Raw genomic sequence first — 23,500 nt, 5'->3', positions numbered from 1 at the left:
ATGACCTGGCATACCTACAAGCTAGATGAAATTGCCCAGGAGCTGGTGCTGGATGCTTTGGCGCGATCGCAGGATTCCCTCAACCAGTCCTACAAAATGAGAACGACGGTAGCCTTTGGCCTAGAGCGGTTCTGGGGCGAGCATGTACGGCTGCTGTCAAAAAACAAAAAGGACGAGCGGGATAAGGGGCTCTACTGGCACGATACCTGGAAAGTCTTTCGTAAGACCATGGGTGAGGCGCAGATCCATCTGCCGAAACCGCTAAAGAAAGGCGGGAAACCTGAAGAACTGAAGCAGATTGCCGGGCAGTTTTGGGGATCTGTACCGATAAAAGTGGGTGAAACAGAGGTGATATTGACCTTGGAAGATCGGCGGGTAGCCCAAGCCGTCCTCACGCAGCTCTGCGATTGCCTGGTTTGGTGGACCCAGCGGTACAAATCATAATAGACCTAGTGAAGAAAGGCAGAAGTCCCGTAGGGTGGGCACTGCCCACCAGCCCCGAATCAGCGCCACCCATGTCCTAGAGCAGGCAGCGAAAGTCGCCATGACCACCACCACCCCACTATTGAGCTTTGAAGACTATGTTGCCTACGACGACGGCACCGCCGCCCGCTACGAACTCGTGGATGGAGAACTGGTCGAAATGACCCCGCCAACCTTTCGGCATTTCCTCATCGCCAAGTGTCTAGAACAGGCCCTAGATGCCGCCATTCAACAGCTAGGGCAGCCGTGGCTCTGTTTTAGAGCAGCCGGAGTAAGAACCGGCATTCGCAAATCTCGACTGACCGATGTTTGCGTCGTCACCCTAGAGCAAGCCCGAGAGCGACAGGGAAACGCCTTAATTTTCTCGACCCCACCGCTACTGGTTGTCGAAGTCGTCAGCCCAGAGTCGGTGACCCGCGATTATCGCTATAAACGCACTGAATATGCCGCCCTGGGCGTACCAGAATACTGGATTGTCGATCCCTTACAGGCCAAGGTGACTGTGCTGCAATGGCAGGAAGGCATGTACGAGGAGACCGTTTTCGTCAGCTCCCAGCCGCTGATATCGCCCACGTTCCCAGGGCTAGACCTGACGGTGGCCACCATCCTGGCGGCTGGGGACCTTGCAGAAGATGAGGAAACACTATGACCACAGACATCGCTGACAGCATTCCCCAAATGTTTCGTGCTCAAACTGAGCATCGCTGTCAGTTGCAACGGCTAAAGAAACGCCAAGAGCCTCACATCATCAAATGGACCGACGAATGGCGAAATTTTGTAGATTCAGAGATTCCGAATTTTGACGAATCAGTAGCTACAAGAACCTATCGTATTCAATGGCGTTTAGTCAGCAACAGCGGCCAAGATGAAGACCTAATTCGACCCGTAATGGGTGCTGGTGGTTGGCCTTTAATACCTGGTAGTTCTATGAAAGGGGCGTTTCGGCGAGTCTTTTCGGCCGCCCAGACAGAACAAAGGGATCGCTACTGTGGTAAGGAACTGGAAAATGGTGACTTTCGCCCAGGGATATTGCGCTTTCATGGGGGCTATCCAGCTGATCAAAGCTGGAAGAACGACCTAATCGACTTAACCCATCCTCAGCAAGACTGGCAGGTTAGAGGCAAATCCAAATCAGGGGGCGCATTTTCTGTCATTTCCCTGAAACAAACAGCCTTAAGGTTCGGAATCTCCAGTACTCAGCCCCTAAATGCAACAGAATGGGACACGATCTGGCAGCTTTGGGAGCAAGCCCTGGCCCAGGGGTTAGGCTGCCGGGTTTCCAGTGGCTATGGTCAGTTTGCAGAGGAGGCTGTAGCATCACTGGCAAAGGATGTTTTGCATGAAACGGGCCTCATAGGACAGGGGGTAGCGCCAATACTGCTAGGCAATGGCACTCCAGAAATTCGGCCTAATATCTTCAAAGCTGCCTTAAGGGGCCATGCACTGCGGCTGTTTGGTGGGTTTGTCGCCTGGGATGATAGTGCTGAAGCGTTAGTAGAAACTCTCTTTGGCGGTGTCCGGGGCAACGGCACCCAAGGACTAGTCGCCCTGGATGTGCAGTGGCAACGCCAGGACTTGCGGGAGGTGGATCATTACACAGGCAGTCCTGACTTAGTGACGTTCTACGACGTAGCCTGTACCGTACAGTGGCGCTTAGCTCGTCAACCGCAAGATGCCAGACAGAAGCAGGTACTGGCCCGACTGATGCAAAAGCTGACTGAATTTGCCGTAGTTCTAGGGGGCTTTGGCAAGTCTTGGCGACGGGCAGACCACAGCATTTTTCGGCCAGGGTATACCAAACATCCCATTGGCTGTCATTGGCAGTGGGGTAATGAAGCAGCTCAACCGATCCAGAGTTTAGCTGATGTGACGACCCTAATTGATGAGACCCGACAAGCTATCTGGGAATGGATTGATAGTCAACCTAAGGGATTCCATGCCCGCCATGAAGCTCGATTGATGCAGCATATCAATCCACCCATTATCCTCAAATCAGCAAAATATAGAGATGCTAAAACATCAGCTTGGCGGGAAGTTTGGCAACCAGGCAGGGTGGAAGTGTGGGGACGCCTGAGTAATGGAGATAGTAAGGTCTTAGACTGGCTGCATGATAAAAGCAGCTATCAGCGTCAATCAGCATCTTCACGCAATGGTCGTTCTGGCCCTAGACGCCGTGAGCAGAGAAGCATAGGTGCTGCCACTCAGCGATATCAAGCCCCAAAAGCTAATATTTATCGCACCACTGTTTCAGGTTATGTGGGTGAAGAAGTAACTCCAGGTTCCAAAGAAACTCGTGTGGGTCGTATTTGGCACCGCATGTATCCCCTAGGGGGTGAACAAGCTGGGAAATATTTAGAGTTGCTTACTTTTTTCCCAAGTTCTGAGGCCAATGATTCAGCTTCGCGAGATTTTCAAACTTTTTTGGCAAATCAACAGGAATTTCAACGACTTTGGAGGGCGTAATAGCTACAATACAGGGGTGCTTTCGTCGGGTACGGCCAACGGCTGAAACCCGCATTCTTTCGTCGAACCCAGCGGACGCCTTGCCACATAAGGGATACAGCGATTTTTTCACGACCTTGTTGAGAACGCACCCCCCTTTGTTGACAGCAGTCTGGGACCCCGAGAATTTTGGGGGTCTGGACCTGGCTCCTCGCAAGGGTTTCAGAGAGGCACCCTTACCGATTAGGCAAAATCGGACTTGTTGGAAACTCCCAGAGAGCTTGCATTGCTGCTCGGGTAAAACCTTACCGATTAGGCAAAATCGGACTTGTTGGAAACGCGATAAAGTTATCTCTACGATTCGGAACGTTTACCAAAGCTTACCGATTAGGCAAAATCGGACTTGTTGGAAACTTTTGCGATGGTGCAGGCGCTTGGGGTCCAGAGTGCTTACCGATTAGGCAAAATCGGACTTGTTGGAAACCAGGAGTTTACAACTGCAATAATGAGTATTACAGCTTACCGATTAGGCAAAATCGGACTTGTTGGAAACATCCATCTCGAGGGTTAGGCCCTGGAGAAGGCGGAAGCTCTTACCGATTAGGCAAAATCGGACTTGTTGGAAACGAGCTCCTAACTCTATTAATGCTTTTGCCTCTTCTTACCGATTAGGCAAAATCGGACTTGTTGGAAACTCTTGGGCCCCATCATGACCTTGGACTAGGGAGATACTTACCGATTAGGCAAAATCGGACTTGTTGGAAACTAGTGAGGCGGCGGATCACCACCTCACGTTTTGGAGCCTTACCGATTAGGCAAAATCGGACTTGTTGGAAACTCGCAGCGGCGCAAACATGCCTCCAGCGATCCAGCCTTACCGATTAGGCAAAATCGGACTTGTTGGAAACGTCGTATTTGCAGGCAAGGGCTCTGAAAAGGTAACGGCTTACCGATTAGGCAAAATCGGACTTGTTGGAAACATGTCGAATTACACACTGCGTATCATCATCTATAACTTACCGATTAGGCAAAATCGGACTTGTTGGAAACCTTGAGAATTCGCAGAACGGTAGAACTGCAAATAACCTTACCGATTAGGCAAAATCGGACTTGTTGGAAACACGAAGGTTGGGAGGGAGATTGTGGGGTCAAAGGAAACTTACCGATTAGGCAAAATCGGACTTGTTGGAAACACCCCCCAACCAATGCTCTGATGAGGTTGGTCCAGCTTACCGATTAGGCAAAATCGGACTTGTTGGAAACTCAAACCCGCCAGCGTTAAACCGACGAGCTGACCCTTACCGATTAGGCAAAATCGGACTTGTTGGAAACTTTGCCAGCGCACACGACTTGATGCATATCTACCCACTCTTACCGATTAGGCAAAATCGGACTTGTTGGAAACTCAAGCGGCTGGGTCATAGTTACACCCCAAATGCAGACTTACCGATTAGGCAAAATCGGACTTGTTGGAAACGCCCAGGCAGCAATGAACACCGAACTGATGACCAAGGACTTACCGATTAGGCAAAATCGGACTCGGCAAAAAGATCCCTGGGTTTTTGAAAAACCCAGGGATCTGAATCTCTTGGGTACCTATCCAGGGTGGCTCTGCCGCCTATAGCCTGAGGCAGAGCCTCGGGGGGGCATTCCCACGCAGAGCATGGGAACGAGCGGAAAGAACTCTGGGGGGTCTCTGGTGCCCAGGCTCCGCCTGGGTGCCTATCCGGGGTGGCTCTGCCGCCCATAGCCTGAGGCAGAGCCTCGGGGGGGCATTCCCACGCAGAGCATGGGAACGAGCGGACCCCAGGGATTCCCACGCAGAGCATGGGAACGAGGGGAAAGAACTCTGGGGGTTAACAGTGGGATTTCTGGTAACGGTAACAATTCTTACTTGCAACCAGGGCGCGATTGGGCTACCTTACTGAGCTAAGACTGTGTGCGTGCAGTCTTAGCTTCCCAAAAATTTGGTCAAGCGCCACTGGAAGGAGATTAGGCCCTCCAACCAGTGGCTGACCCCTTCGACAGATCTAGGCTGTCTCGGAGGCTGAGTAGCATTTTACTCGTGGCCGCTCCGAACTGCACATTGTCTGGGAGTGGCCAAGTTTTTGGGATTCCTACCCATCGTTTCTTGGAGGAATCCCGATTATGTTGTGTTTTACCCGTCAAGATCTCCGAGGTCTTCAAGACCTCGGAGATCTGAGTCCGCTGCACCTGACCACCCCCAGTCCCCAACCGGGCCGAGAGCGGTTGCGCCACCTGGTGATTGGCTCCCCCGCCGGGGTGCAATCCACCCTGCACACCCTGCATGTGCTCAACTACGCCGAGCAAGCCACCTGGAGCCAGTTGATTACCATTCCAGCCTCAGGCATTTTGCTGACCCCAGACCAGGGGGAGGTGTTTAGTTATCTGTTGCGGTGGCGACAGGGGTAGGGAAGAACGAAAAAAGAATAGGGGGGGAGGGATAAAGGGCAGGAGGATGAAAGGGAAATCCAGGCTAGGCAAATGTTTGCGCTAACAGCAGTAGGTGGGACATCTTTGCAGCAGAGCACTGGTACAAAGAAAGCCCCTAAAGCCAGCACAATGGTGTTCAGGTAACTCGTTACGGGCCAAGCCTATGAACCCACTGACCCTGAAGCTGTACCAGGCCTGGGCCGATGCTGTCGCCGCTGGAGATGTGACCAACCAGTTTGTCGCCCCCCAGGATGACAGCGCCGGTCGCTGGCAAGCGGGCGATCGCATCCTCTATGGCATTCGCCTTGATGACAGTGGCTTTGCCTTCTACGCCAAAAACCTGGACCAGGCCCAGGCCATCGATGGCGCCGTAGAAGAACGGACCATTGGCGAGGCCGGTTACATCTGCCAATACAACGGCTACCGGGCCTTGCGGCCAGGGTTAAAACGCAGCCCCCCCGGACCGCAGCCCCCCCTATCCGCCCAGGTGAGCGACTGTCGGTTTTTCTGCACCGACCCGCAGCAGCCCCTGAGCTTGCTCAGGCGACGGCCCTTGATGCAGTTGCGCCTCGACCATTACCTCTGGCAGGCCTACTACAACGCGGCCCCGATCGAAAAAGCGGGTCACTTTCTCTGGCTGCCGGTCCACCCAACCAGGCCAGCGGTGTTGCCCCACTTCCCCCAAATGTTGACCCTGGGGTTTTTGCAGGATGCGATCGCCCTATTTCGTCAGCTCGATCGCACCATCGTCTTTTTCAATGGCTTAGGGGCTGGGGCATCGGTCAACCACATCCACCTGCAATCGGCCTTCCATGCCCACCCCGTCGCCCTAGAGCAAGCGGCCCTGCGGCCCCTGGCCCAGGTGACCGTGCTGGCCGACTACCTGACCCCAGGCATGGTCTTCACCGCCGAGGCCACCGCCGAAGAGGTGTTCGCCTGGGTACAGCGGCTCCAACACCAGGGCATTCCCCACAGTCTGGTGATGGTGGGCGATCGCATCGTCCTATTCCCCCGCGACATCAACCATGAGGTGGTGGCAGAGTTCCCCAGCGATCGCCCTGGGGCACCGGCGTTTTGGGGGAAGCTGCTCACCGCCAACCACACCACCTTTACGTCGGTCACTCCAGCCCGCCTACGGCAGGCCTTTAACAAAATGGGCCTGGACGAAGACCGATTTATCGCCCTGGTAACTAGCCCGTGAGGGAAAGCGGAGGTGAGGAGGTGGGATACATTTCGCGCCGCTTTTCACCGTCATCAGAAAATTCAATCACCCCACAGATAGATCTTTAAATCAAAGGTGCTATCGTTCTTTTATAGACTTAAGTCGATACAAGAGTCTTTACCATTTACTAAAATCAATCAAAGGATGTAGGTGCTGCCATGGGCATCACGAATCGTGTACATTTCCGTAATCTGCGGGGCGATATATTTGGTGGCGTCACAGCGGCGGTGATTGCCTTGCCCATGGCCCTTGCCTTTGGTGTCGCCTCTGGGGCTGGGGCCGCCTCCGGGCTGTACGGCGCGGTGATCGTCGGCTTTTTTGCGGCGTTGTTTGGGGGGACGCCCACTCTGATTTCAGAACCCACTGGTCCCATGACGGTGGTGTTCACAGCCGTTATTGTCCAGATGATGGCCGCCAACCCTGACAACGGCATGGCCATGGCCTTTACTGTGGTGATGCTAGCAGGGCTGTTTCAGGTGGTGTTTGGTTTGCTCAAACTGGGGCGTTATGTCACCCTGATGCCCTACCCAGTCATTTCAGGGTTTATGTCAGGTATTGGCATTATTTTAATTATCCTGCAATTGGGGCCTTTTTTAGGCCATGCTGCCCCTCCAGGGGGTGTGATCGGCACCCTGACTCGTTTACCAGAGTTGGTCAGTACCCTAGACCTAGCGGAAGTAGCCCTGGGTGGGCTGTCCCTGGCAGTATTGTTTTTGATGCCCAAGTCGTTAAAGCGCTGGGTGCCGCCGCAATTGTTGGTGCTGGTGGCGGGTACCTTGCTGGCCTTGACTGTCTTCGCCGGGGCTGACCTACGGTTGATTGGCGAAATTCCCACCGGCTTGCCAAACCTGCAGTGGCCACACTTCCAACCCGCTCAATTGAAGACAATGCTGATTGACGGTCTGGTGCTAGGTATGCTGGGCTGCATCGACGCGTTGCTGACGGCGATGATTGCCGACAGCATCACCCGCACCCAAAGTGATGCCAACAAAGAATTGGTTGGTCAGGGTATCGGCAACCTGATGTCAGGGTTATTTGGTGGTATGCCAGGGGCAGGGGCCACTATGGGCACCGTAGTCAATATTCAGGCCGGGGGTAGAACGGCCTTATCAGGGCTGGTGCGGGCAGGCATTTTATTAGTAGTGATGCTGTGGGCCGCTCCGCTGACCAAGGTGATTCCCCTGGCTGTGCTGGCGGGCATTGCCGTTAAAGTTGGCTTTGACATTTTGGACTGGAGTTTTTTACGACGGGCCCATCATGTCTCTTGGAAAGGTACCGCCATCATGTACGGGGTAATGTTTCTGACGGTATTTGTGGATTTGATTGTGGCCGTGGGCGTAGGGGTGTTTATCGCCAACATTCTCACAATCGATCGCCTTAGCAGCCTCCAGGCTGAGCAGGTAAAAACCCTGACTGACTTTGACAGCGACCTACCCCTGACCTCTGAAGAAGAGGCGCTGCTAGATCGAGCCAAGGGACGAATTCTGGTCTTTCATCTGAATGGACCGATGATCTTTGGGGTGGCCAGGGCGATCGCCCAGGAGCACACCGCCATGGCTGACCATGATGTATTGATTATGGACCTACAGGATGTGCCCCACCTTGGGGTAACCGCAGCCCTGGCATTGGAAAATGCCATTCAAGACGCCATCGAGGCTCGACGTCAGGTGTTTTTGGTGGGGGCTCGGGGTAAAACCCTAAAACGTTTAGAGAAGCTAGGCGTGCTGCGGTTTGTGCCATCTGATCAGTTGATGGCTACCCGCACTGACGCCCTAAAAGCTGCCCTGCGCCAACTAGCAGCGATTGACGGCCAGGGCAGCCTCAGTCGGTCGGGGGAACCGGAAAGAACGCCTCTGTAGTAGGGTAAGGCTAAGGACAAACATGTCCTTAAGTGCTTTATCCGATCAATTACTCCATGTCTACGCTCTACACCCAGATTTTTCGCCTTAGCGGCGAGCATCCGGCCCTGTTTTGGTTAGGTCTGCTGGGTTTGACGGCACTAGTGGCCTGGGTGGTGGGTAGCTTGGGGTCCCGGGGGGTGACCTGGTTGCTGCGCCGTCTCACCTCCAATCGTACCGATGAATTTTACGATCGCGTGATCTACCCCCAGCGGCGGTTACTGGGGGTAGTCCTTGGCATAGGGCTCCTAGATGCGGGTCTGTGGCTGGTGCTCCACCAAGACTTGCAGGTGCGCTGGTACTCCAGGGTAGAGGTGCCGATTACCCTGGCCTTTACCCTAGCCCTGGGTTGGTTTTTAATCCGTAGCTTTCGGGCTTATTTCGACTCATATCTGCTCGATGCCGCGCTCAAAACTGGGCGCAAAACCAATAGTGAGTTGCTGGTGCTGGGGCGGGTGGCGGCCTACATCACGATTGTGGTGGTGCTCACCTTGATCTTTGGCCAAGCCCACAATCTAAACATTGTTGGCATTGTGGCCAGTCTGGGGGTAGGGGGGATCGCGGTCGCCTTTGCGGCCCAAAAGGTGCTGGAGCAATTACTCGGCGGCATTGTGATTTATGTGGATCGCCCCTTTGGGGTCGACGACTACATTGGGTTGTCCGACGGCACCTTTGGCCGGGTGGAAGCAATCGGGCTGCGCTCTACCAAAATCCGCAACTCTGGTAAGGGCACTGTGGCCATTGTGCCCAACAACGTGATTATTCAATCTACTGTAGAAAACTTCTCGGGGGCCAAAAAAGTGATGGCCCTAGTTTATTTAAATGTGTACCGCCGAGTCACTGACGAAGAACAGGCTCTAATTCGGCAGGTAATTTTAGAAAGTACCCAGGATATTTTCGGTATTGACCCCCGCAGTACCGATATCACCTTTCGTGATCTGGACGGCGGCCGCTTAACCCAGGTGCAAGTTACGTTCTTTATTCTGGGTTCAGGAGAGGTGTCTATGGATATCCGCCGCCAACTGCTGGACATCGCCAGTCAAAAGTTGACGGTGCAGCTCAAGGCCTATGGCATATCCTTTGAGCTGGAAGAGCCCACTATCTATGTCGATTCCCCGATTACCGTTTAAGCCATAGCCTTGTTTCTTCGTGATTCTTCAAGACCTGCTAAATCTAGTTCAAATCGAGCTACCTGATATCCCCAACTTCATCATGTTTTTGGTGGCTCTGCTGTTGTCCATCCTGGTGGGCCGCTACACCCCCAGCATTGTGAGGATTTTTCTGAATCGCTTCTCTCCGGGCCAATCGAGCCCCATTGCCAACAACTTTATTAAGCCGGTTCAGGGGCCTTTTCGGATGGCTGGCACCTTTTTACTAATCTCCCTGTCCATGGTGTGGTTACAGCCGGAATACCCAGGGCTATATAACTTTTTTCGGCCTTTTGTGGATTTTGCCACCATTTTCAGTGTGGCCTGGTTGGTCTCTCGCCTGTTTCGGCAGGGGGTGCGCATTTATGGCATCGACTTGCTGCGTCGCCTGGGGCGAGAAGTCGACGAGTTGTTGCTGGTGTTTGAGACCCTGGTGAATGTGGTGATTGGCTTTATCGCCATGCTGGCCTTTGCCCAAAGTCAAAACTTCAACATTGTCGGTTTGATTGCCAGCCTGGGGATTGGGGGGGTGGCCCTGGGGCTGGCCGCCCAAACCATTTTGGAACAGTTGCTCAGCACCATTGTGATTTATTTGGATCGGCCGTTTATTCCCGGCGAATACATTCGGTTGAATAATGGGCAACTCTGTCGGGTCGAGTCGGTGGGGTTGCGCTCCACCAAAATTCGCACAGCGGCCAAAAGTACGCTGATTATTGTGCCCAACTCAAAGCTAATTAAAGAAGAAATTGAAAATGTTAGTCGGGCCAAAAAGGTGATGGTGCTGCTTTATCTGGACTTTGTGCGTCTGCTGTCTGAAGAAGATGCGGCCTTGGTCAAGCAGGTGGTGACCAAGTGCACTAACTCGCTCTTTGGCATTGATCCAGGTAGCACCAGTATTCATTTTTCGGGCGGGGCGGTGGACGACAATGGGCGATCGCAGCGGTTCAGCGCTAATCGGGCCCGGGTGACGTTTTTTATTCTGGGGTCTAACGACAACTCGATTCAGCTGCGCAAGCGGCTGCTAGAGCTAGCCAATGATAGTGTTGCCGAGCAACTCCAGGCCTACGGCATTGAATTTACGGTGCAGGATCCCACCATTTATGTCGAGTCTCCTGTCACCCTGTAGCGATGAACGCCGTTACAGATCCCAGGGCAGAACCCTGGGATGCCCCGAAACTCATGGCTAACCAGCCTAAGGCAATCTCTGGATAACAAAATACCCCCGTAGGATGGGCAAAGCTTGCTTGCCCATCAGGTATCGAGCTACATCAAGGGAAAATCTTTCCTAGAGATCGCCTAAGAACCCTGGGATCTTGACATACTGTACCAATGCTCTAGCACCTGACACCCTCAGCAATGGGAGTCATATTTCTGCCTTCCTGTACAAAGCTGTCACAGGTTTTCCTGACTGGGGAAGTGTAGATTCAGATAAATCCGCAAATTTACGTATAAAGATTTTCCTGACTGGGGTGGTTTGCTTCCGTAACAAGGAGTAGAAGCGCTAAGAAACTCACTCCTATGGAAACGTCTTTAAACCGTTCAGTGATTGGTCGCTTAGCCTATACCACCAGTTTGGGCTTGCTAATCACCTTGCCAACCTTGACCTTTGTCCACAGAGTTGAGGTAGGTATACCAACCAACACCCATATCGTTGACCCCAATGACGATGATCGGGGTAGTGGCCGGGTGGCTGCTGTAACCCCGTTGCTGCTGAGTTGGCGGGGTAGTGGCCGGGTTGGTACCGACCCGACTCATCAAACCTCCCAGAACAGGCCCATGGTGACCCCCTTGGCTTATCGGGGTACGGGTCGGCTAGGGGGTAACGCCTCAGAGCAAACGGCCTACCGTGGCACCGGTCGGCTAGGGGGTAACGCCTCAGAGCAAACGGCCTACCGTGGCCGTTCAGTCAGTTAAGGAGCCGCTGAAATGCCACTGTTTTTAGGTCAGCCGCGGAATTTAGCGCGACCAAGGTACCGGCAAAGCGGTATAACTGGTAAGAGTGCATCTGCGTATATTGATTCTTAACCCCAAAGCTCGCCTGAGGTATCCGATCTCAGGGTTCCCTGGGCAAAGTTGTGACTGGGGTGTAAGTAGAGCTTCCTGACGTTCAGGACTGACTCAAACCAATATTTATAGTTTCCCTAAACAACTTATTTTCATCTTTACCTGAATAAGGCTAAAGTTATGGCCTGTTTCGGGTAGTTCTCTGGTGGTGTGGCGCTAGTCAGTCATTGTGCTAGCCAGCCATTGATGTTGTACTCAACCGTGTGTCTGATGGCAGATTCTTTTTTCCCAGCGGCCCAAGCCTTGCCTACGGTTCAAGACGAGGAGTTAATTCGCCGCCTTAGCCCCAGCGCCATCGATCAAATTCTGCTTTACATTGCCTTCAGTGCCATGCGCACGGGGGGGCATCGCCACGGCGCATTCTTGGATGCGGCCGCAACCGCAGCCAAGTGTGCCATCTATATGACCTATGTCGAGCAGGGGGAAAACCTGCGGATGACGGGGCACCTGCACCACATCGAACCCAAGCGGGTAAAAGCCATTGTCGAAGAAATGCGTCAGGCGCTGACTGAGGGCAAGTTGCTGAAAATGCTGGGCTCTCAAGAGCCACGCTATCTGATTCAGTTTCCTTACATGTGGCTGAACCGGTACCCCTGGCAGCCCGGGCGATCGCGGGTATCCGGCACCTCCCTATCCCCAGCCGAGCGGTCCCATTTAGAGAACAAGCTGGGGGCCGACTGCCCAGATGCCCAAATTATTAATTCGTTTCAGTTTCTAGAGCTGATTGAAATTCTACATGAAAAGTCCCAGGATGACCTACCGGCTGAGCGCTGTGTGCCCCTCAGCGATGCCTTAGCTGAGCACATCCGGCGACGGCTGATTTATTCTGGCACCGTAACCCGTATCGACGCCCACTGGGGAACCTCTTACTATGGTTTGGCGCGCTCGTCCTATGCCCCAGAAGATGACCAGGAACGGCTCTATTCCATGGTTGATGACACGGCTCAGTATTTTCGGATGATGCGGGAATGGGCCAACCGGGCATCGGGAACCATGCGGGTTTTGGAGGAATTAGATATTCCTGAGCAAGACCGGCAGGCGGCGCTGAAGGAGTTGGATCAGGTGATTCGGGCCTGGGCCGACAAATACCACCAGCCAGGGGGGGAACCCACCCTGTTGCAGATGGTGGTCGGGCATCAGTAAAGCATCACCTGATTAGAGTGGTCTGACCAGCCAGAAGTGACGGGTCAACCGGGTCTACGGTGCAAGGTTTGCGGTTCCCGGTTTAAGGTAGACGGGTCACCGTGAGCCGCGGGCCGTCAGCCGTAAACCCCAGCTCACAGAACCCGCCATTATTCAGATTGCCTGAGCATTAACGGTGGCGAGGGTTGCGACCAAAGCTGGGTAACTCAACAGCCGCAATGGATTTGATTTTTTTCTGCGATCGCAGCGGGTAGACCAGCGGCGACGGCGATCGCGAGGCACCAGGGCTGGGGCGGTGAGCAGCTGAGGCCATGGCTGGTATGGGGCTGGGGGCCGTCTCTAGCGGGGTGGCTGGAGCTGGCGTAGCCGACGGCGACGCAGCGAAGGGTGGGGTGGGGGCGACTTCAGCCACTGGTGGCACTGGCTCTGGGGCGGGGGTGGCTAAAGGCTCTCCCCAGGGGGAAGGCTCGGTAAATTCAGGGCTTGAGGCCTCAGTCGATGCGGCTGCCGGTGTCTGGGGAGCCGCATCGGAGCCACTGGTGGGGGCCTCAAACCAAGGATCGGTCTGAGGCGTGGAGGGCCGAGCCGCTGACTCTGCTGATGGGTCTGGGGACGACCAGAACGACACCTCTGGGGCAGGGGGGTCGGTGTGACTGGGGCTGGGCAAAGGCTCCGGGGCTGGTGCCTGAGCTGTTTCTGCCGCCTGGGGCTGGGCACCTTTAAGACCACGCAATAGATCCGTCAACGCAGGGGCATCAGCTGCCACCGTCTGGTTGGCTGACCAAGGGCGAATTTGCTGAATTTTTGGCATGGCTACGGGTTGAGCCTCAGCGGCATCATGCTCAGGGGATGGACTGGGAGCCACTCCCCCTTCCCGATCGCCCGTCATACTTAAGCACTTTTCTAAAGCAGCCTTAAATTGCAAGGTGTAGTGCTGTTGGCGATGCAGGCGAGATTTCAGATCACGACAGGAGGTTTCCGCCTGCTGCAGGGCATTGGCTTTGTCGTTAAATCGTTGCTGTAGCAGGGTGCAGTCCCGTTCCAGTTGCGCCACCCGCTGCTGGTTTACCTCTAGCTCGGCTTGCAGAGCCTCGTTGTGGATGGTGGTACGGCGTAAACCGTCGTTAGCAATGTCTAATTCACTTAAGAGCTGGGCAATTTGCTGGGCCACAGGCCCTGCCTGGCTAGGGGCAGGGGGGACCGCTGGCGCGGCCTGGGACTGGTTGCGTTCAATTTCGGCTTGCAGGGCTACCTGCGATCGCTCTAATGCTTCCTCTAGATCCGAAACTCGCAGAAGCAAGGCATCGTTGCACTGGTTTAAATCTTGAATTAATTGAACTAGTTCATTTGTATCATCAGAAAGAAACTGATTCCCTTGGGAATCAGTTTCTTCGGAGCCTGCTTCAGGACAAGAATTCGCTGGGCTTAATCCAGCTGATGTCACCTCAGAACTCTCGTCAGGGCTCTGATCGTCAAGGGTGATTTGCCCGGGCAATATCACTGGTTCCCAGTCGTTAGCAGGGGGCGTATTCCCCGCCTCAGGGGACATGCGGGCTTTAGTCTCGGGAACAGTTTGAGCCTCAGAAAGGTTCTGGTCTTGGGGATCTGGGCCGGGATTAGCAGCAATAGTGTCAGTCATGATCTTGCCTGAGCCTGGTCGCGTTATCTCTCATCAACACCCGAATTGTTAGCGGGGCTATTAGCCCATAAGAATAGCTAATTTTACTAATTTAATCACCCTTATTTGTTACCACGAAAATTCGAAGTTGGGGCAATCAAAATCGAATGGGATCAAGAATTGGGATCAAAGTTTTGTAAATGACACTGGCCAAGGCGGTTGACCGATCGGGGATGAATGGCGCAAACCTGGGCAGATTTTCCGGAAACGTACCCTGGCTTGCTGTTAGACATAAAGGGCGCTATCTCAAGGCTGTAGCCAAGGCCACAAAATGGCCCAAGAATGTCTACCATTAAAAGCGCGATCCTCATTCAGGATGTCGTTTCAGGGTTGAATACCGTCAAACCATGATCAAATTTGGGCTTCGTCACACTGTGTTGCTCGCGATCGCCGGGTTGGTAGTGGTAGCGACTACCAACTGTAGCCAATCGGCCAATGTTACCGATAGTCATCCAGATACAGATGCCTCCACCCAGATCGCCCCGGCCCGCGATCCCGACACCTTACGGTTGCTGTACAGTCGCGCCGCTGTGACCCTCAATCCTCACCTGGCCACGGGTTACCAAGATTTTGAAGCCGCCCGCATCACCTATGAGCCCCTCGCCAGCTTTGACCAAGAGGGCGAGTTAGTGCCGTTTTTGGCGGCGGACATTCCGACGGTTGAGAATGGTGGGGTGGCCGAAGACGGTACCACCGTCACCTGGGAGCTGCGCCCTGATGTCACCTGGACTGACGGAGAACCCTTCACCGCTGACGATGTAGTCTTTACCTACGAATTCATCAGTAACCCAGAGGTGGCGGCGGCCACGGCCCAGTACTACGAAGCGGTTGAGTCAGTGGAAGCCCTGGATGACTATACCGTTCAAATCACCTTTAACGCCCCTAACCCAGCCTGGGCGGTACCGTTTACAGGTCAAACGGGTGGCATTCTACCGCGCCATATTTTTGCAGAGTACAACAGCTTAACGGCCCGAGAGGCGATCGCCAATGTGCAGCCCGTGGGCACAGGTCCCTATCAGGTGGTGGGGTTTGAGTCAGGCAACATTATTTTTGAGCCTAACCGTCACTATTGGGGCGGCCAACCCGGCTTTAAGCGGCTGGAATTGCTGGGCGGCATTGCCCCCTATGCGGCGGCCCGAGAGGTACTGCAAGCCGGCAATGCCGATTTCGCCCACAACCTACAAATTGAATCCGAGGCCTGGGACGATTTAAAGGTGGATGCCCAAGGCCAAGTCACTAACCTGTTTGGCTCTAAAGTAGAGCGGCTTATGCTCAACTTCGCGAATCCCTTTGTGCGTACCGAGGAGGGAGAGCGCGCTAGTGCCACTGTACCCCACCCCTATTTCAGTGATTGGCGAGTGCGCCAAGCCATCAATCTAGCGATTGATCGAGAAACCATTGCCAAGGAGTTGTATGGGGCTGCTGGTAAGCCCGTGGCCCAGCTGTTAGTAGACCCCGATATTTACCAGGTGCCGGAGCTGACCTACACCTATGACTTAGACGCCGCCAAAGCCCTGTTGGATGACGCTGGCTGGGTAGACACCAACGGTGACGGCTTCCGTGAAAAGGATGGGATCACCCTAGAGGTACTGTTTCAGGCGGCAGTCAATCCTGTGCGGCAAAAAACTCAGGCCATCGTTAGCGATAGCCTTAAAGAATTAGGGGTTGATGTGCAAATTTCTCGGGTACGGGTGGATGAGTTCTTTTCCGCCGATCCCCAAGACACCAACAGCCTCAATCACTTTTATGCCGACATGCAAATTTACTCGATCGGCAACGAAAGCCCTGATCCCGCCACTTACATGGGCTGGTGGACCTGCGGTAAAATCGCCTCCCAGGAGAATCAGTGGCAAGAACCGAACAATGCTCGCTATTGCAACCCCGAGTACGATCGCCTCTGGGAGCAAGCCCGGCAGGAGCTAGACCCAGACCGGCGAGTGGCGCTGTTTCAACAAATGAATACCATTTTGGCCGAAGAGGTGGCGGTGATCCCAGTGGTGCATCGGGCCATGGCCAATGCGGTGAGCGATCGCCTCGCCCAGGTTCAGCTCACCCCATGGGATGCCAGCACCTGGGCCATTAAGGACTGGCAACTAGCTGACCCCGCCGACCAGTAGGGGATCAGGCCGGACGGACGGGCGGGCCTGGGATCAGGGGGTCGGGTGTCGGGTGTCAGGCAGGCTGGGCTGACTGATGCCCCAGACCGCTGGTGGTCTGTCAAGGCTAAACATTAGGGTAAGTGCTTTGCAAAAGCCTTTTAATCGTCAGGGAGGTTGCTTCAACACATCAGGACCTTTCATCCCCTCCCACGGAGGGGTGCCCGTTCGCGTTCGCGAAGCGTTCCGAGGAAAAGCGTTCCGCAGGAAAGGGCGGGGTAGTCCCCTCCTGGGAGGGGTGCCCGGAGGGCGGGGTGCCCGGAGGGCGGGGTGCCCGGAGGGCGGGGTGCCCGGAGGTAGGGGTGGGTCTTCGGGCTTGCTTGACCCACCCCTACCTACTTCGACAGGCTCAGCACAGGCCTCCAAAGGAGGGGATTTCGGACCTTGATGCCACCAAATCTCTACATCTGGAAACCCTAAATTCAAGACTGGACTTGGGTCTGGGATATTTTCAGAAATTTGTTTCCTATTTTCTCCCAACAAAAGTTAACATAGAGATTAATAAATCTTATTTGAATCCGGCTAAGTCTCGTTGCCCTGCGTTGATGGGAACTGGCCTGGCTTGGCGGATTCCCATTGATTTGCATCCATTGTGTTAACGCAGGAGAGGTCCATGACCGGATTCATTCGCGGATTGTTTGGTGGCAAGGCTAAAAACCCAGGGGAGTCAGATCGCCCTGTTCAGCCTACCCAACCGACCATTGAGCGGGCTGGGGAAGCCTTTTACCTAGATCCCGACGACGCTAAGAGCTACGGCGATATTGAGTTTATGCGATCGGCCAAAACCGTACGGCGCACGTTCGCCAAAAAGCGGGGTGAGACCGAAGAGAAGGAAAGCATCCGGCAAATTTCTTCGATGCAAGCGCTGCGGGTAGAACTGCAGGAAAATGGCTTGACCGCACAAAAGTTTGACAATATTCAGGGTTCATCTGCGTCCATGGTGAAAAAGGACAACAACTCTGACCGCCGCCGTACAGACACCAACCTTGACATGTTTCGCCAGATGGCTAAAGACATTAAAAAATAGCTTAGGGGATGGCGAGCTGAGCAGTTGACGAAAAGGGGGATGGGGCTAGACAACCCTACCCCCTTTTTCGCTAACCTTTGTTAAGGAACTTAACTAAGCACAAAGCACACCCCTCTGGAGACCCCCATGCTGCGTTTAGAGCACATCAGCAAAATCTATCCCACTGGGGAAGTCCTGAAGGATGTGAACTGGGAGGTGAAGCCTGGGGATCGCATTGGCTTGGTGGGGGTCAACGGGGCCGGGAAGTCTACCCAATTGAATATTATTACGGGTAAGACTGAGCCCACGGCCGGGGCGGTCATTCGCCCCGCAGATCTAAAGATTGCCTATCTGTCCCAAGAGTTTGAGGTCAACCCTGATCACACGGTGCGGGAAGAATTTTGGACCGTCTTCCACGAAGCCAACCAGGTGCAATCGAAGTTGCACCACATTCCCACCCTGATGGCCCAGGCTGAACCCGACGAGTTGGATCGCCTTATTCACCTGTTGGATGATCACCAGCGGCGGTTCGAAGCCATGGACGGCTACGGTCTTGAGGCCCGGATTGAAAAGATTCTGCCAGAAATGGGCTTTGCCTCTGGGGATGGCGATCGCCTGGTGAGCGAATTCAGCGGCGGCTGGCAAATGCGCATGGGGTTAGGCAAGATTTTGCTGCAAGCCCCCGATGTGCTCCTGCTGGACGAACCCACCAACCATCTGGATCTCGACACCATTGAATGGCTAGAGGACTACCTCAAAGGCCTCAATACTCCTATGGTGATTGTTTCCCACGACCGGGAGTTCTTAGACCGGCTCTGCACCCAGATTGTTGAAACCGAGCGGGGGGTATCCACCACATACCTGGGGAACTACACCGCTTACCTGACCCAAAAGGCCGAGAATCAGGCGGCTCAACTCAGCACCTTTGAGCGCCAGCAAAAGGAATTGGCCAAGCAGCAGGCCTTTGTCGAGCGCTTTCGGGCCAGCGCTACCCGCAGTACCCAGGCCAAAAGTCGCGAAAAGCAACTGGAAAAAGTGGAGCGGGTTGAAGCCCCAGAGGGCGGAACGAAAACCCTACACTTCCGCTTTCCTCCCGCCCCTCGCAGTGGGCGCGAGGTGGTGATGATCGAAGACTTAACCCACACCTATGACGACAAGATTTTGTTCTTGGGGGCCAATTTGCTGATCGAACGGGGCGATCGCATTGCCTTTTTAGGCCACAATGGTTCCGGCAAATCCACCCTGTTGCGCTTAATTATTGGCCTCGAACCCCCCAGCGATGGCCAGGTGCAACTGGGCCAGCACAACGTGATCCCCAGCTATTTTGAACAGAACCAAGCCGAAGCGCTGGACCTCAGCAAAACCGTGATCGACACCGTCCATGATGAAGTCCCCGACTGGACCAATGAAGAAGTGCGCACCCTGCTGGGGCGATTTTTGTTCAGCGGCGATATGGCGTTCAAATCGGTCAAGGCCCTCAGTGGTGGTGAAAAGGCCCGGCTAGCCCTAGCCAAAATGCTGCTGCGTCCGGCCAACCTGATGATCCTAGACGAGCCCACCAATCACCTGGATATTCCGGCCAAAGAAATGCTGGAAGAAGCCCTGCAACATTATGATGGCACTGTGTTGCTGGTCTCCCACGATCGCTACTTTATTTCCCAAGTTGCCACCAAGATTGTGGAAATTCGCGATGGCGAACTGCGCCTCTACCGGGGAGACTATCACTACTATCTGGATAAACTGGAAGAAGAAGCGGCGGCAGCTCGTCAAGCCGCCCTGGAGGCCGAACGGCAAGCCAAAGCTGAGGCTAAGCGGCAGCAGCAAAAACAAAAGAAAGCGGCTAAAGCTAAGCCTTAGCGTTCCCCAGAGACGAAGGGCCGCCCTCACCCAAGCCAGAGTCATACCAGTCTTATGGACAAATCGTTTAACTTGAGGCCGTTTCTAGAGTAAAATCCCTTTTATAAAATTTCTTGAATCTACCTTAAGTAGGTTCTCTGCGATAACAAACTTTGCTATACCAGGCCTAAGGGTGCTGTTTTGATTGTGCATCCTGTTTAGGATTGTCCCTTGGGTGGACGCCATAGGGCCGATGCGGCCTAGGCTAACCTAAAGTCGACAACCACTCATCAATCATTAGCATCGACCAACTGTAGAGCAAACTACTGCCATGGATTGGGCACTTTAGCCCCAAAAACCAGGTGGTATGATCGCTGAGATATTAGTCGAAATCACAAGGATTCTTACCCATGAATCAAGCATCTGTGCCGCCGATGGTGCTGGTTATCCTCGATGGTTGGGGATACCGGGACTCCGCTGACGGTAATGCTGTTGCCGCCGCCAAGACTCCTGTGATGGATAGTCTATGGACTGCTTATCCCCATACCCTGATTCGTACCTCTGGCAAAGATGTCGGACTGCCCGAGGGGCAAATGGGTAATTCTGAGGTCGGTCATCTCAACATTGGTGCTGGTCGGATTGTGCCCCAAGAGCTGGTGCGTATTTCCGATGCCGTCGAAGAGGGTACCATTCAGGAAAACGAAGCATTGCTAGGGGTTTGCCAGGCCGTACGCTATCGCCAAAGTAAGTTGCATCTGATCGGCCTGTGCTCCGAAGGCGGCGTACACTCTCACCTCAACCACCTATTTGGGTTGATTGAGATGGCCAAGGCCCAAGACATTGATGAGGTTTGCATCCATGTGATTACCGATGGCCGCGATACAAAGCCCACAGAAGGGCAGTATGCGGTGCAGAAAATTCAAGATTATGTGGCATCAGTGAGGCTTGGACGCCTGGTCACCCTGAGTGGTCGCTACTACGCCATGGACCGTGACAATCGCTGGGATCGGATTGAAAAAGCCTATCGGGTGCTGACCGATGCCGGGGAGGGCACCGGTCAATCTGCCCTAGAGGCTTTGCAGGCGTCCTATGCTGAGGGCATCCAGGATGAATTCATCGAACCCGTAAGACTAGCCCCAGGGGCCATTGCCCCTGGGGATGGTGTGGTCTTCTTCAACTTCCGTCCTGATCGGGCTCGCCAGTTAACCCAGGCCCTGGTTGACCCTAACTTTCAAGGGTTCGAGCGGCAGCTGGTTGATCCCCTCAGTTTTGTCACCCTGACCCAGTATGATGCAGAGTTGCCGGTTGGCGTCGCCTTCCATCCCCAAAACCTCAGTAATATTCTGGGAGAAGTGGTGGCTGACCACGGGCTCAAGCAGTTTCGCACGGCTGAAACTGAAAAGTATGCCCATGTCACCTACTTCTTTAACGGCGGTCTGGAAGAGCCACTCGCCGGAGAAGATCGAGAGCTGATCTCCAGTCCGATGGTGGCCACCTATGACAAAGCCCCGGCCATGTCTGCCCAGGCTGTGACCGATACGGCGATCGCAGCCATTGAGAAGGGAATTTATGCCATGGTGGTGATTAACTATGCTAATCCTGACATGGTGGGTCACACTGGCAAGATGGAGGCCACGATCACGGCCCTAGAGGCGGTCGATCGCAACCTGGGCCGTCTGATTGACAGCATTGGTAAAGCCGGGGGCACTGCGATTATCATTGCTGACCACGGCAATGCTGAGCTGATGCGGGATGAAAATGGCAAGCCCTGGACGGCCCATACCACTAATCCAGTTCCTTTTATTTTGGTAGAAGGGGAAAAGCTGAAGGTACCGGCCCACGGTGGTGACGTTAGACTCAGAGACGATGGTCGGCTGTCAGATATTGCCCCCACAATTCTGCAACTGCTGGACCTGCCCCAGCCGCCGGAAATGACTGGGCGTTCTATGTTCCTGCCAGCGGGGGTAGAAATGCGGCCTAACCGCACCCCGGTGAAGCTAACCCGTTAGGGCACCTAGGGCTCAGTCAATCTGATAAGGGTGGATTCTGCCAACTGGGGTTCACGGTTTACGGCCTGCGGTTCTGGGCCATCCGTAGACTTTAAACCGTGAGCCGTAAACCCTTTCAGCCCGTCATCTTTAACTTGATGGGATACCTAAGGCACAGCAATCTCTGATGCTCGTCTGGGATCTGCGGTACCATAGCAAATGGGTGATTTTGACCCACAGCGAAAGCGGGTGCCAAAGTCACTTCACTTTCCCCGGTTCGGGTTTAGACTTTGACACGTTAGGTGGTAAGCATATATGTCAGCGACGACTGTAATAACGGCGATTTGGGTAATCTCGGCAGTGGGCTTAACGGCGCTGGTGCTGTTACACAGTCCCAAGGGAGACGGTCTAGGGGGGCTGGGAGGTCAAGCCCAACTGTTTACCAGCACCAAAAGTGCAGAAACGACCCTAAACCGTGCCACCTGGATTTTGACTGTCCTGTTCATGGGGATGACAGTGATACTCAGCGGTGGTTGGCTGGATGCCCCTCCACCCACGCTATAGTTCACTGAGCGTCTATCCAAAGGGGATATTGAATTCCTGTTCTGGAAAAAATGTTTTTACCAGTCACCCGACAGAATCGGCAATCCCTGGCCATCGGTGGTAATCAGGGTTAGCGGTAGTTGAGTCGCTATGTCTTGACGCTGAAATTGCACAAGCTGGAGACCACCTTGGCTGGGCTCGACTGTTAACAAATAGTGATCTTCCTGCCACTGGAGATCCACCAGGCGATGATTTAGTAACCAGATCTCGGCCAGTTCCCCCGCATTAATTCGTTCTGGTTGGTCATCGCTATAGCAATCCCAAATCTGATCCATAGCCGTCCAAACCCCTGATAAATAGAGGGGATCAGTGCGGGCACTAAGGCCATAGGTGGTAAAGGAAAAAGCGTCGTGGTGCCACCAATCTTTGCTGTCCTCGGCAACGGTTTCAGGGATCAGTGTCGCTTCATAGCGCCCCATGGCCTCCAATTGCTTCACCTGATCGTCGGGGGAAGGGCGCTGCCAATGGGGCAAGTCGAGGCAAATGTCTGTGAGGATGCTGGCAGGAGCGTTAGCCAACTGCTCAAAAGAGCGATCGATGGTGGCTGCTGTTTCCCTGGTTGCTGCGCTGACACTGTAAAACCCATCAGCAGAATTGACGGTAGAGTCTACGGGCCTGATCCATAGACCCAAGGCGCTGGTGGTGAGGACAACTAAACTGGCAGTGGCGAGAAAATTGCTCATAGGGAATACAACGGCGAAATGATCAAAAGTGAGCAACTTGGCAGTGCCCCTGGGGGCGGCGCCTGGCGGCTAGGGCAATTCAGTCGTCGCAGTAATGGCGAGACCCACACCGAGTACTGAGTGCGGATTTACTGGCTAGCTTCGCTGCCTTGGGTTTAACTAGGGTCTATTCCCCGATTCCTAGGGTTTGTTAGGGGAGGTTCAGGGGCTCCGCGAGTCCTTACCATCGGGTTTGCAAACCCACGATGCCCAACTGTCACTGAAATCAGCTGAGGTCAACCCTTGCGAATCGCCGAAAGGCTTGACCTGCCCTAGGGTGGGCACTGCCGATCAGGCTTAGTTCAGTGCCATTTCACTATGCCCCAATCACACCGCTAAAGTAGTGAGAGTTAGCCTGTTTCCTAGCTGTCATAAACCAGATCGCGATCGCTAAAATTTTAGACGGCTAATTGTGGGCATAGAGCCATAGCTATAGACCACTGCACCGCCGGAGCCAAGGCTACCTTAAGGCTGAATTGACCCGTGATCTGGCGGCGGCTGTGTTGCTGCTCAATATACTACTTAGAATAGCGACTAGCGAATAAATTGACCTTGAAATGTAGCTGTTTATTGCGAGATTTTTCGCCAAAACTTTATTTATGGAAATCTAGCTCACCCTTGAGCGAGCGGACCCCAGCAGGGATCATGGCAGGGCAA

17 protein-coding genes and 1 CRISPR repeat array are annotated in these 23,500 nt (G+C 54.1%); of the genes, 15 read left to right on the top strand and 2 right to left on the bottom strand.

Annotation, left to right across the window (positions count from 1 at the left end):
* The 10 genes from E1H13_RS09350 to hetR all read left to right on the top strand — a co-directional run bounded on the left by E1H13_RS09350 (position 1) and on the right by hetR (position 12,854).
* Positions 1-444: a hypothetical protein gene (locus E1H13_RS09350; RefSeq protein ID WP_169613141.1), complete on the top strand. Its 444-nt coding sequence runs from the start codon at positions 1-3 to the stop codon at positions 442-444.
* Positions 445-544: 100 nt separating this feature from the next.
* Positions 545-1,132, top strand: a complete 588-nt coding sequence (locus tag E1H13_RS09345) for a Uma2 family endonuclease (protein WP_169613153.1) — start codon at positions 545-547, stop codon at positions 1,130-1,132.
* On the top strand, positions 1,129-2,946 hold the full coding sequence (locus E1H13_RS09340; protein WP_169613140.1) for an RAMP superfamily protein: 1,818 nt from the start codon (positions 1,129-1,131) through the stop codon (positions 2,944-2,946). The genes E1H13_RS09345 and E1H13_RS09340 overlap by 4 nt, the downstream gene beginning before the upstream one ends.
* 214 nt (positions 2,947-3,160) lie before the next feature.
* Positions 3,161-4,475: direct repeats of the CRISPR family, unit length 35 nt; unit sequence CTTACCGATTAGGCAAAATCGGACTTGTTGGAAAC.
* A gap of 598 nt (positions 4,476-5,073) precedes the next feature.
* The gene (locus E1H13_RS09335; RefSeq protein ID WP_169613139.1) at positions 5,074-5,358 is read left to right on the top strand and encodes a hypothetical protein; all 285 of its coding nucleotides are present in this window, start codon (positions 5,074-5,076) and stop codon (positions 5,356-5,358) included.
* A gap of 184 nt (positions 5,359-5,542) precedes the next feature.
* Positions 5,543-6,580 (top strand): hypothetical protein, encoded by a 1,038-nt coding sequence (locus tag E1H13_RS09330; RefSeq protein WP_169613138.1) that lies wholly within the window; start codon positions 5,543-5,545, stop codon positions 6,578-6,580.
* Between the two features lie 179 nt (positions 6,581-6,759).
* A complete protein-coding gene (locus E1H13_RS09325) occupies positions 6,760-8,460 on the top strand; it encodes a SulP family inorganic anion transporter (RefSeq protein ID WP_169613137.1) in 1,701 nt (566 codons plus the stop codon).
* 56 nt (positions 8,461-8,516) lie between these two features.
* Entirely contained in the window at positions 8,517-9,629 is a 1,113-nt protein-coding gene (locus E1H13_RS09320) for a mechanosensitive ion channel domain-containing protein (RefSeq protein ID WP_169613136.1), read from the top strand.
* Positions 9,630-9,711: 82 nt separating this feature from the next.
* Positions 9,712-10,773 (top strand): mechanosensitive ion channel family protein, encoded by a 1,062-nt coding sequence (locus E1H13_RS09315; protein ID WP_169613152.1) that lies wholly within the window; start codon positions 9,712-9,714, stop codon positions 10,771-10,773.
* Between the two features lie 392 nt (positions 10,774-11,165).
* Positions 11,166-11,561 (top strand): hypothetical protein, encoded by a 396-nt coding sequence (locus E1H13_RS09310; RefSeq protein ID WP_169613135.1) that lies wholly within the window; start codon positions 11,166-11,168, stop codon positions 11,559-11,561.
* 360 nt (positions 11,562-11,921) lie between these two features.
* Positions 11,922-12,854 carry a heterocyst differentiation master regulator HetR gene (gene hetR, locus E1H13_RS09305; RefSeq protein WP_169613134.1) on the top strand — a complete coding sequence of 311 codons (933 nt, stop codon included), beginning with the start codon at positions 11,922-11,924 and terminating at the stop codon, positions 12,852-12,854.
* Positions 12,855-13,023: 169 nt separating this feature from the next.
* Here hetR and E1H13_RS09300 read toward each other — a convergent pair whose 3' ends face one another.
* The gene (locus tag E1H13_RS09300; RefSeq protein ID WP_169613133.1) at positions 13,024-14,493 is read right to left on the bottom strand and encodes a hypothetical protein; all 1,470 of its coding nucleotides are present in this window, start codon (positions 14,491-14,493) and stop codon (positions 13,024-13,026) included.
* A gap of 413 nt (positions 14,494-14,906) precedes the next feature.
* Between E1H13_RS09300 and E1H13_RS09295 the strand changes: the two genes are divergently transcribed.
* The 5 genes from E1H13_RS09295 (at position 14,907) to secG (ending at position 22,082) form a co-directional block, all read left to right on the top strand.
* Entirely contained in the window at positions 14,907-16,649 is a 1,743-nt protein-coding gene (locus E1H13_RS09295) for a peptide ABC transporter substrate-binding protein (protein ID WP_347404140.1), read from the top strand.
* A 652-nt stretch (positions 16,650-17,301) separates the two neighbouring features.
* Positions 17,302-17,715, top strand: coding sequence for a hypothetical protein (locus tag E1H13_RS09290; RefSeq protein ID WP_206070268.1), 414 nt, complete (start codon positions 17,302-17,304; stop codon positions 17,713-17,715).
* A gap of 126 nt (positions 17,716-17,841) precedes the next feature.
* Positions 17,842-19,551: an ABC-F family ATP-binding cassette domain-containing protein gene (locus tag E1H13_RS09285; protein WP_169613131.1), complete on the top strand. Its 1,710-nt coding sequence runs from the start codon at positions 17,842-17,844 to the stop codon at positions 19,549-19,551.
* A gap of 389 nt (positions 19,552-19,940) precedes the next feature.
* Positions 19,941-21,539 (top strand): 2,3-bisphosphoglycerate-independent phosphoglycerate mutase, encoded by a 1,599-nt coding sequence (gpmI, locus tag E1H13_RS09280; protein WP_169613130.1) that lies wholly within the window; start codon positions 19,941-19,943, stop codon positions 21,537-21,539.
* 294 nt (positions 21,540-21,833) lie between these two features.
* Positions 21,834-22,082, top strand: a complete 249-nt coding sequence (secG, locus tag E1H13_RS09275) for a preprotein translocase subunit SecG (RefSeq protein ID WP_169613129.1) — start codon at positions 21,834-21,836, stop codon at positions 22,080-22,082.
* A 56-nt stretch (positions 22,083-22,138) separates the two neighbouring features.
* On the opposite strand, the gene E1H13_RS09270 is transcribed toward secG, so the two are convergent.
* On the bottom strand, positions 22,139-22,804 hold the full coding sequence (locus E1H13_RS09270; RefSeq protein WP_169613128.1) for a hypothetical protein: 666 nt from the start codon (positions 22,802-22,804) through the stop codon (positions 22,139-22,141).
* Positions 22,805-23,500: the final 696 nt, after the last annotated feature.

Origin of the sequence: Nodosilinea sp. P-1105, from assembly GCF_012911975.1 — a bacterium.
Classification (GTDB): domain Bacteria; phylum Cyanobacteriota; class Cyanobacteriia; order Phormidesmidales; family Phormidesmidaceae; genus Nodosilinea.
The sequence above is the reverse complement of the archived record's forward strand: the minus strand, read 5'-3'. Positions and strand labels throughout refer to the sequence as shown.

What these genes read in the sequence shown, in the direction of transcription:
- E1H13_RS09320 (WP_169613136.1), top strand. Translation starts at nt 8,517, where the DNA reads ATGTCTACGCTCTACACCCAGATTTTTCGCCTTAGCGGCGAGCATCCG.
- E1H13_RS09350 (WP_169613141.1), top strand. Translation starts at nt 1, where the DNA reads ATGACCTGGCATACCTACAAGCTAGATGAAATTGCCCAGGAGCTGGTG.
- E1H13_RS09310 (WP_169613135.1), top strand. Translation starts at nt 11,166, where the DNA reads ATGGAAACGTCTTTAAACCGTTCAGTGATTGGTCGCTTAGCCTATACC.
- E1H13_RS09290 (WP_206070268.1), top strand. Translation starts at nt 17,302, where the DNA reads ATGACCGGATTCATTCGCGGATTGTTTGGTGGCAAGGCTAAAAACCCA.
- E1H13_RS09300 (WP_169613133.1), bottom strand. Translation starts at nt 14,493, where the DNA reads ATGACTGACACTATTGCTGCTAATCCCGGCCCAGATCCCCAAGACCAG.
- E1H13_RS09325 (WP_169613137.1), top strand. Translation starts at nt 6,760, where the DNA reads ATGGGCATCACGAATCGTGTACATTTCCGTAATCTGCGGGGCGATATA.
- secG (WP_169613129.1), top strand. Translation starts at nt 21,834, where the DNA reads ATGTCAGCGACGACTGTAATAACGGCGATTTGGGTAATCTCGGCAGTG.
- E1H13_RS09345 (WP_169613153.1), top strand. Translation starts at nt 545, where the DNA reads ATGACCACCACCACCCCACTATTGAGCTTTGAAGACTATGTTGCCTAC.
- hetR (WP_169613134.1), top strand. Translation starts at nt 11,922, where the DNA reads ATGGCAGATTCTTTTTTCCCAGCGGCCCAAGCCTTGCCTACGGTTCAA.
- E1H13_RS09335 (WP_169613139.1), top strand. Translation starts at nt 5,074, where the DNA reads ATGTTGTGTTTTACCCGTCAAGATCTCCGAGGTCTTCAAGACCTCGGA.
- E1H13_RS09285 (WP_169613131.1), top strand. Translation starts at nt 17,842, where the DNA reads ATGCTGCGTTTAGAGCACATCAGCAAAATCTATCCCACTGGGGAAGTC.
- E1H13_RS09315 (WP_169613152.1), top strand. Translation starts at nt 9,712, where the DNA reads ATGTTTTTGGTGGCTCTGCTGTTGTCCATCCTGGTGGGCCGCTACACC.
- E1H13_RS09270 (WP_169613128.1), bottom strand. Translation starts at nt 22,804, where the DNA reads ATGAGCAATTTTCTCGCCACTGCCAGTTTAGTTGTCCTCACCACCAGC.
- E1H13_RS09330 (WP_169613138.1), top strand. Translation starts at nt 5,543, where the DNA reads ATGAACCCACTGACCCTGAAGCTGTACCAGGCCTGGGCCGATGCTGTC.
- E1H13_RS09340 (WP_169613140.1), top strand. Translation starts at nt 1,129, where the DNA reads ATGACCACAGACATCGCTGACAGCATTCCCCAAATGTTTCGTGCTCAA.
- gpmI (WP_169613130.1), top strand. Translation starts at nt 19,941, where the DNA reads ATGAATCAAGCATCTGTGCCGCCGATGGTGCTGGTTATCCTCGATGGT.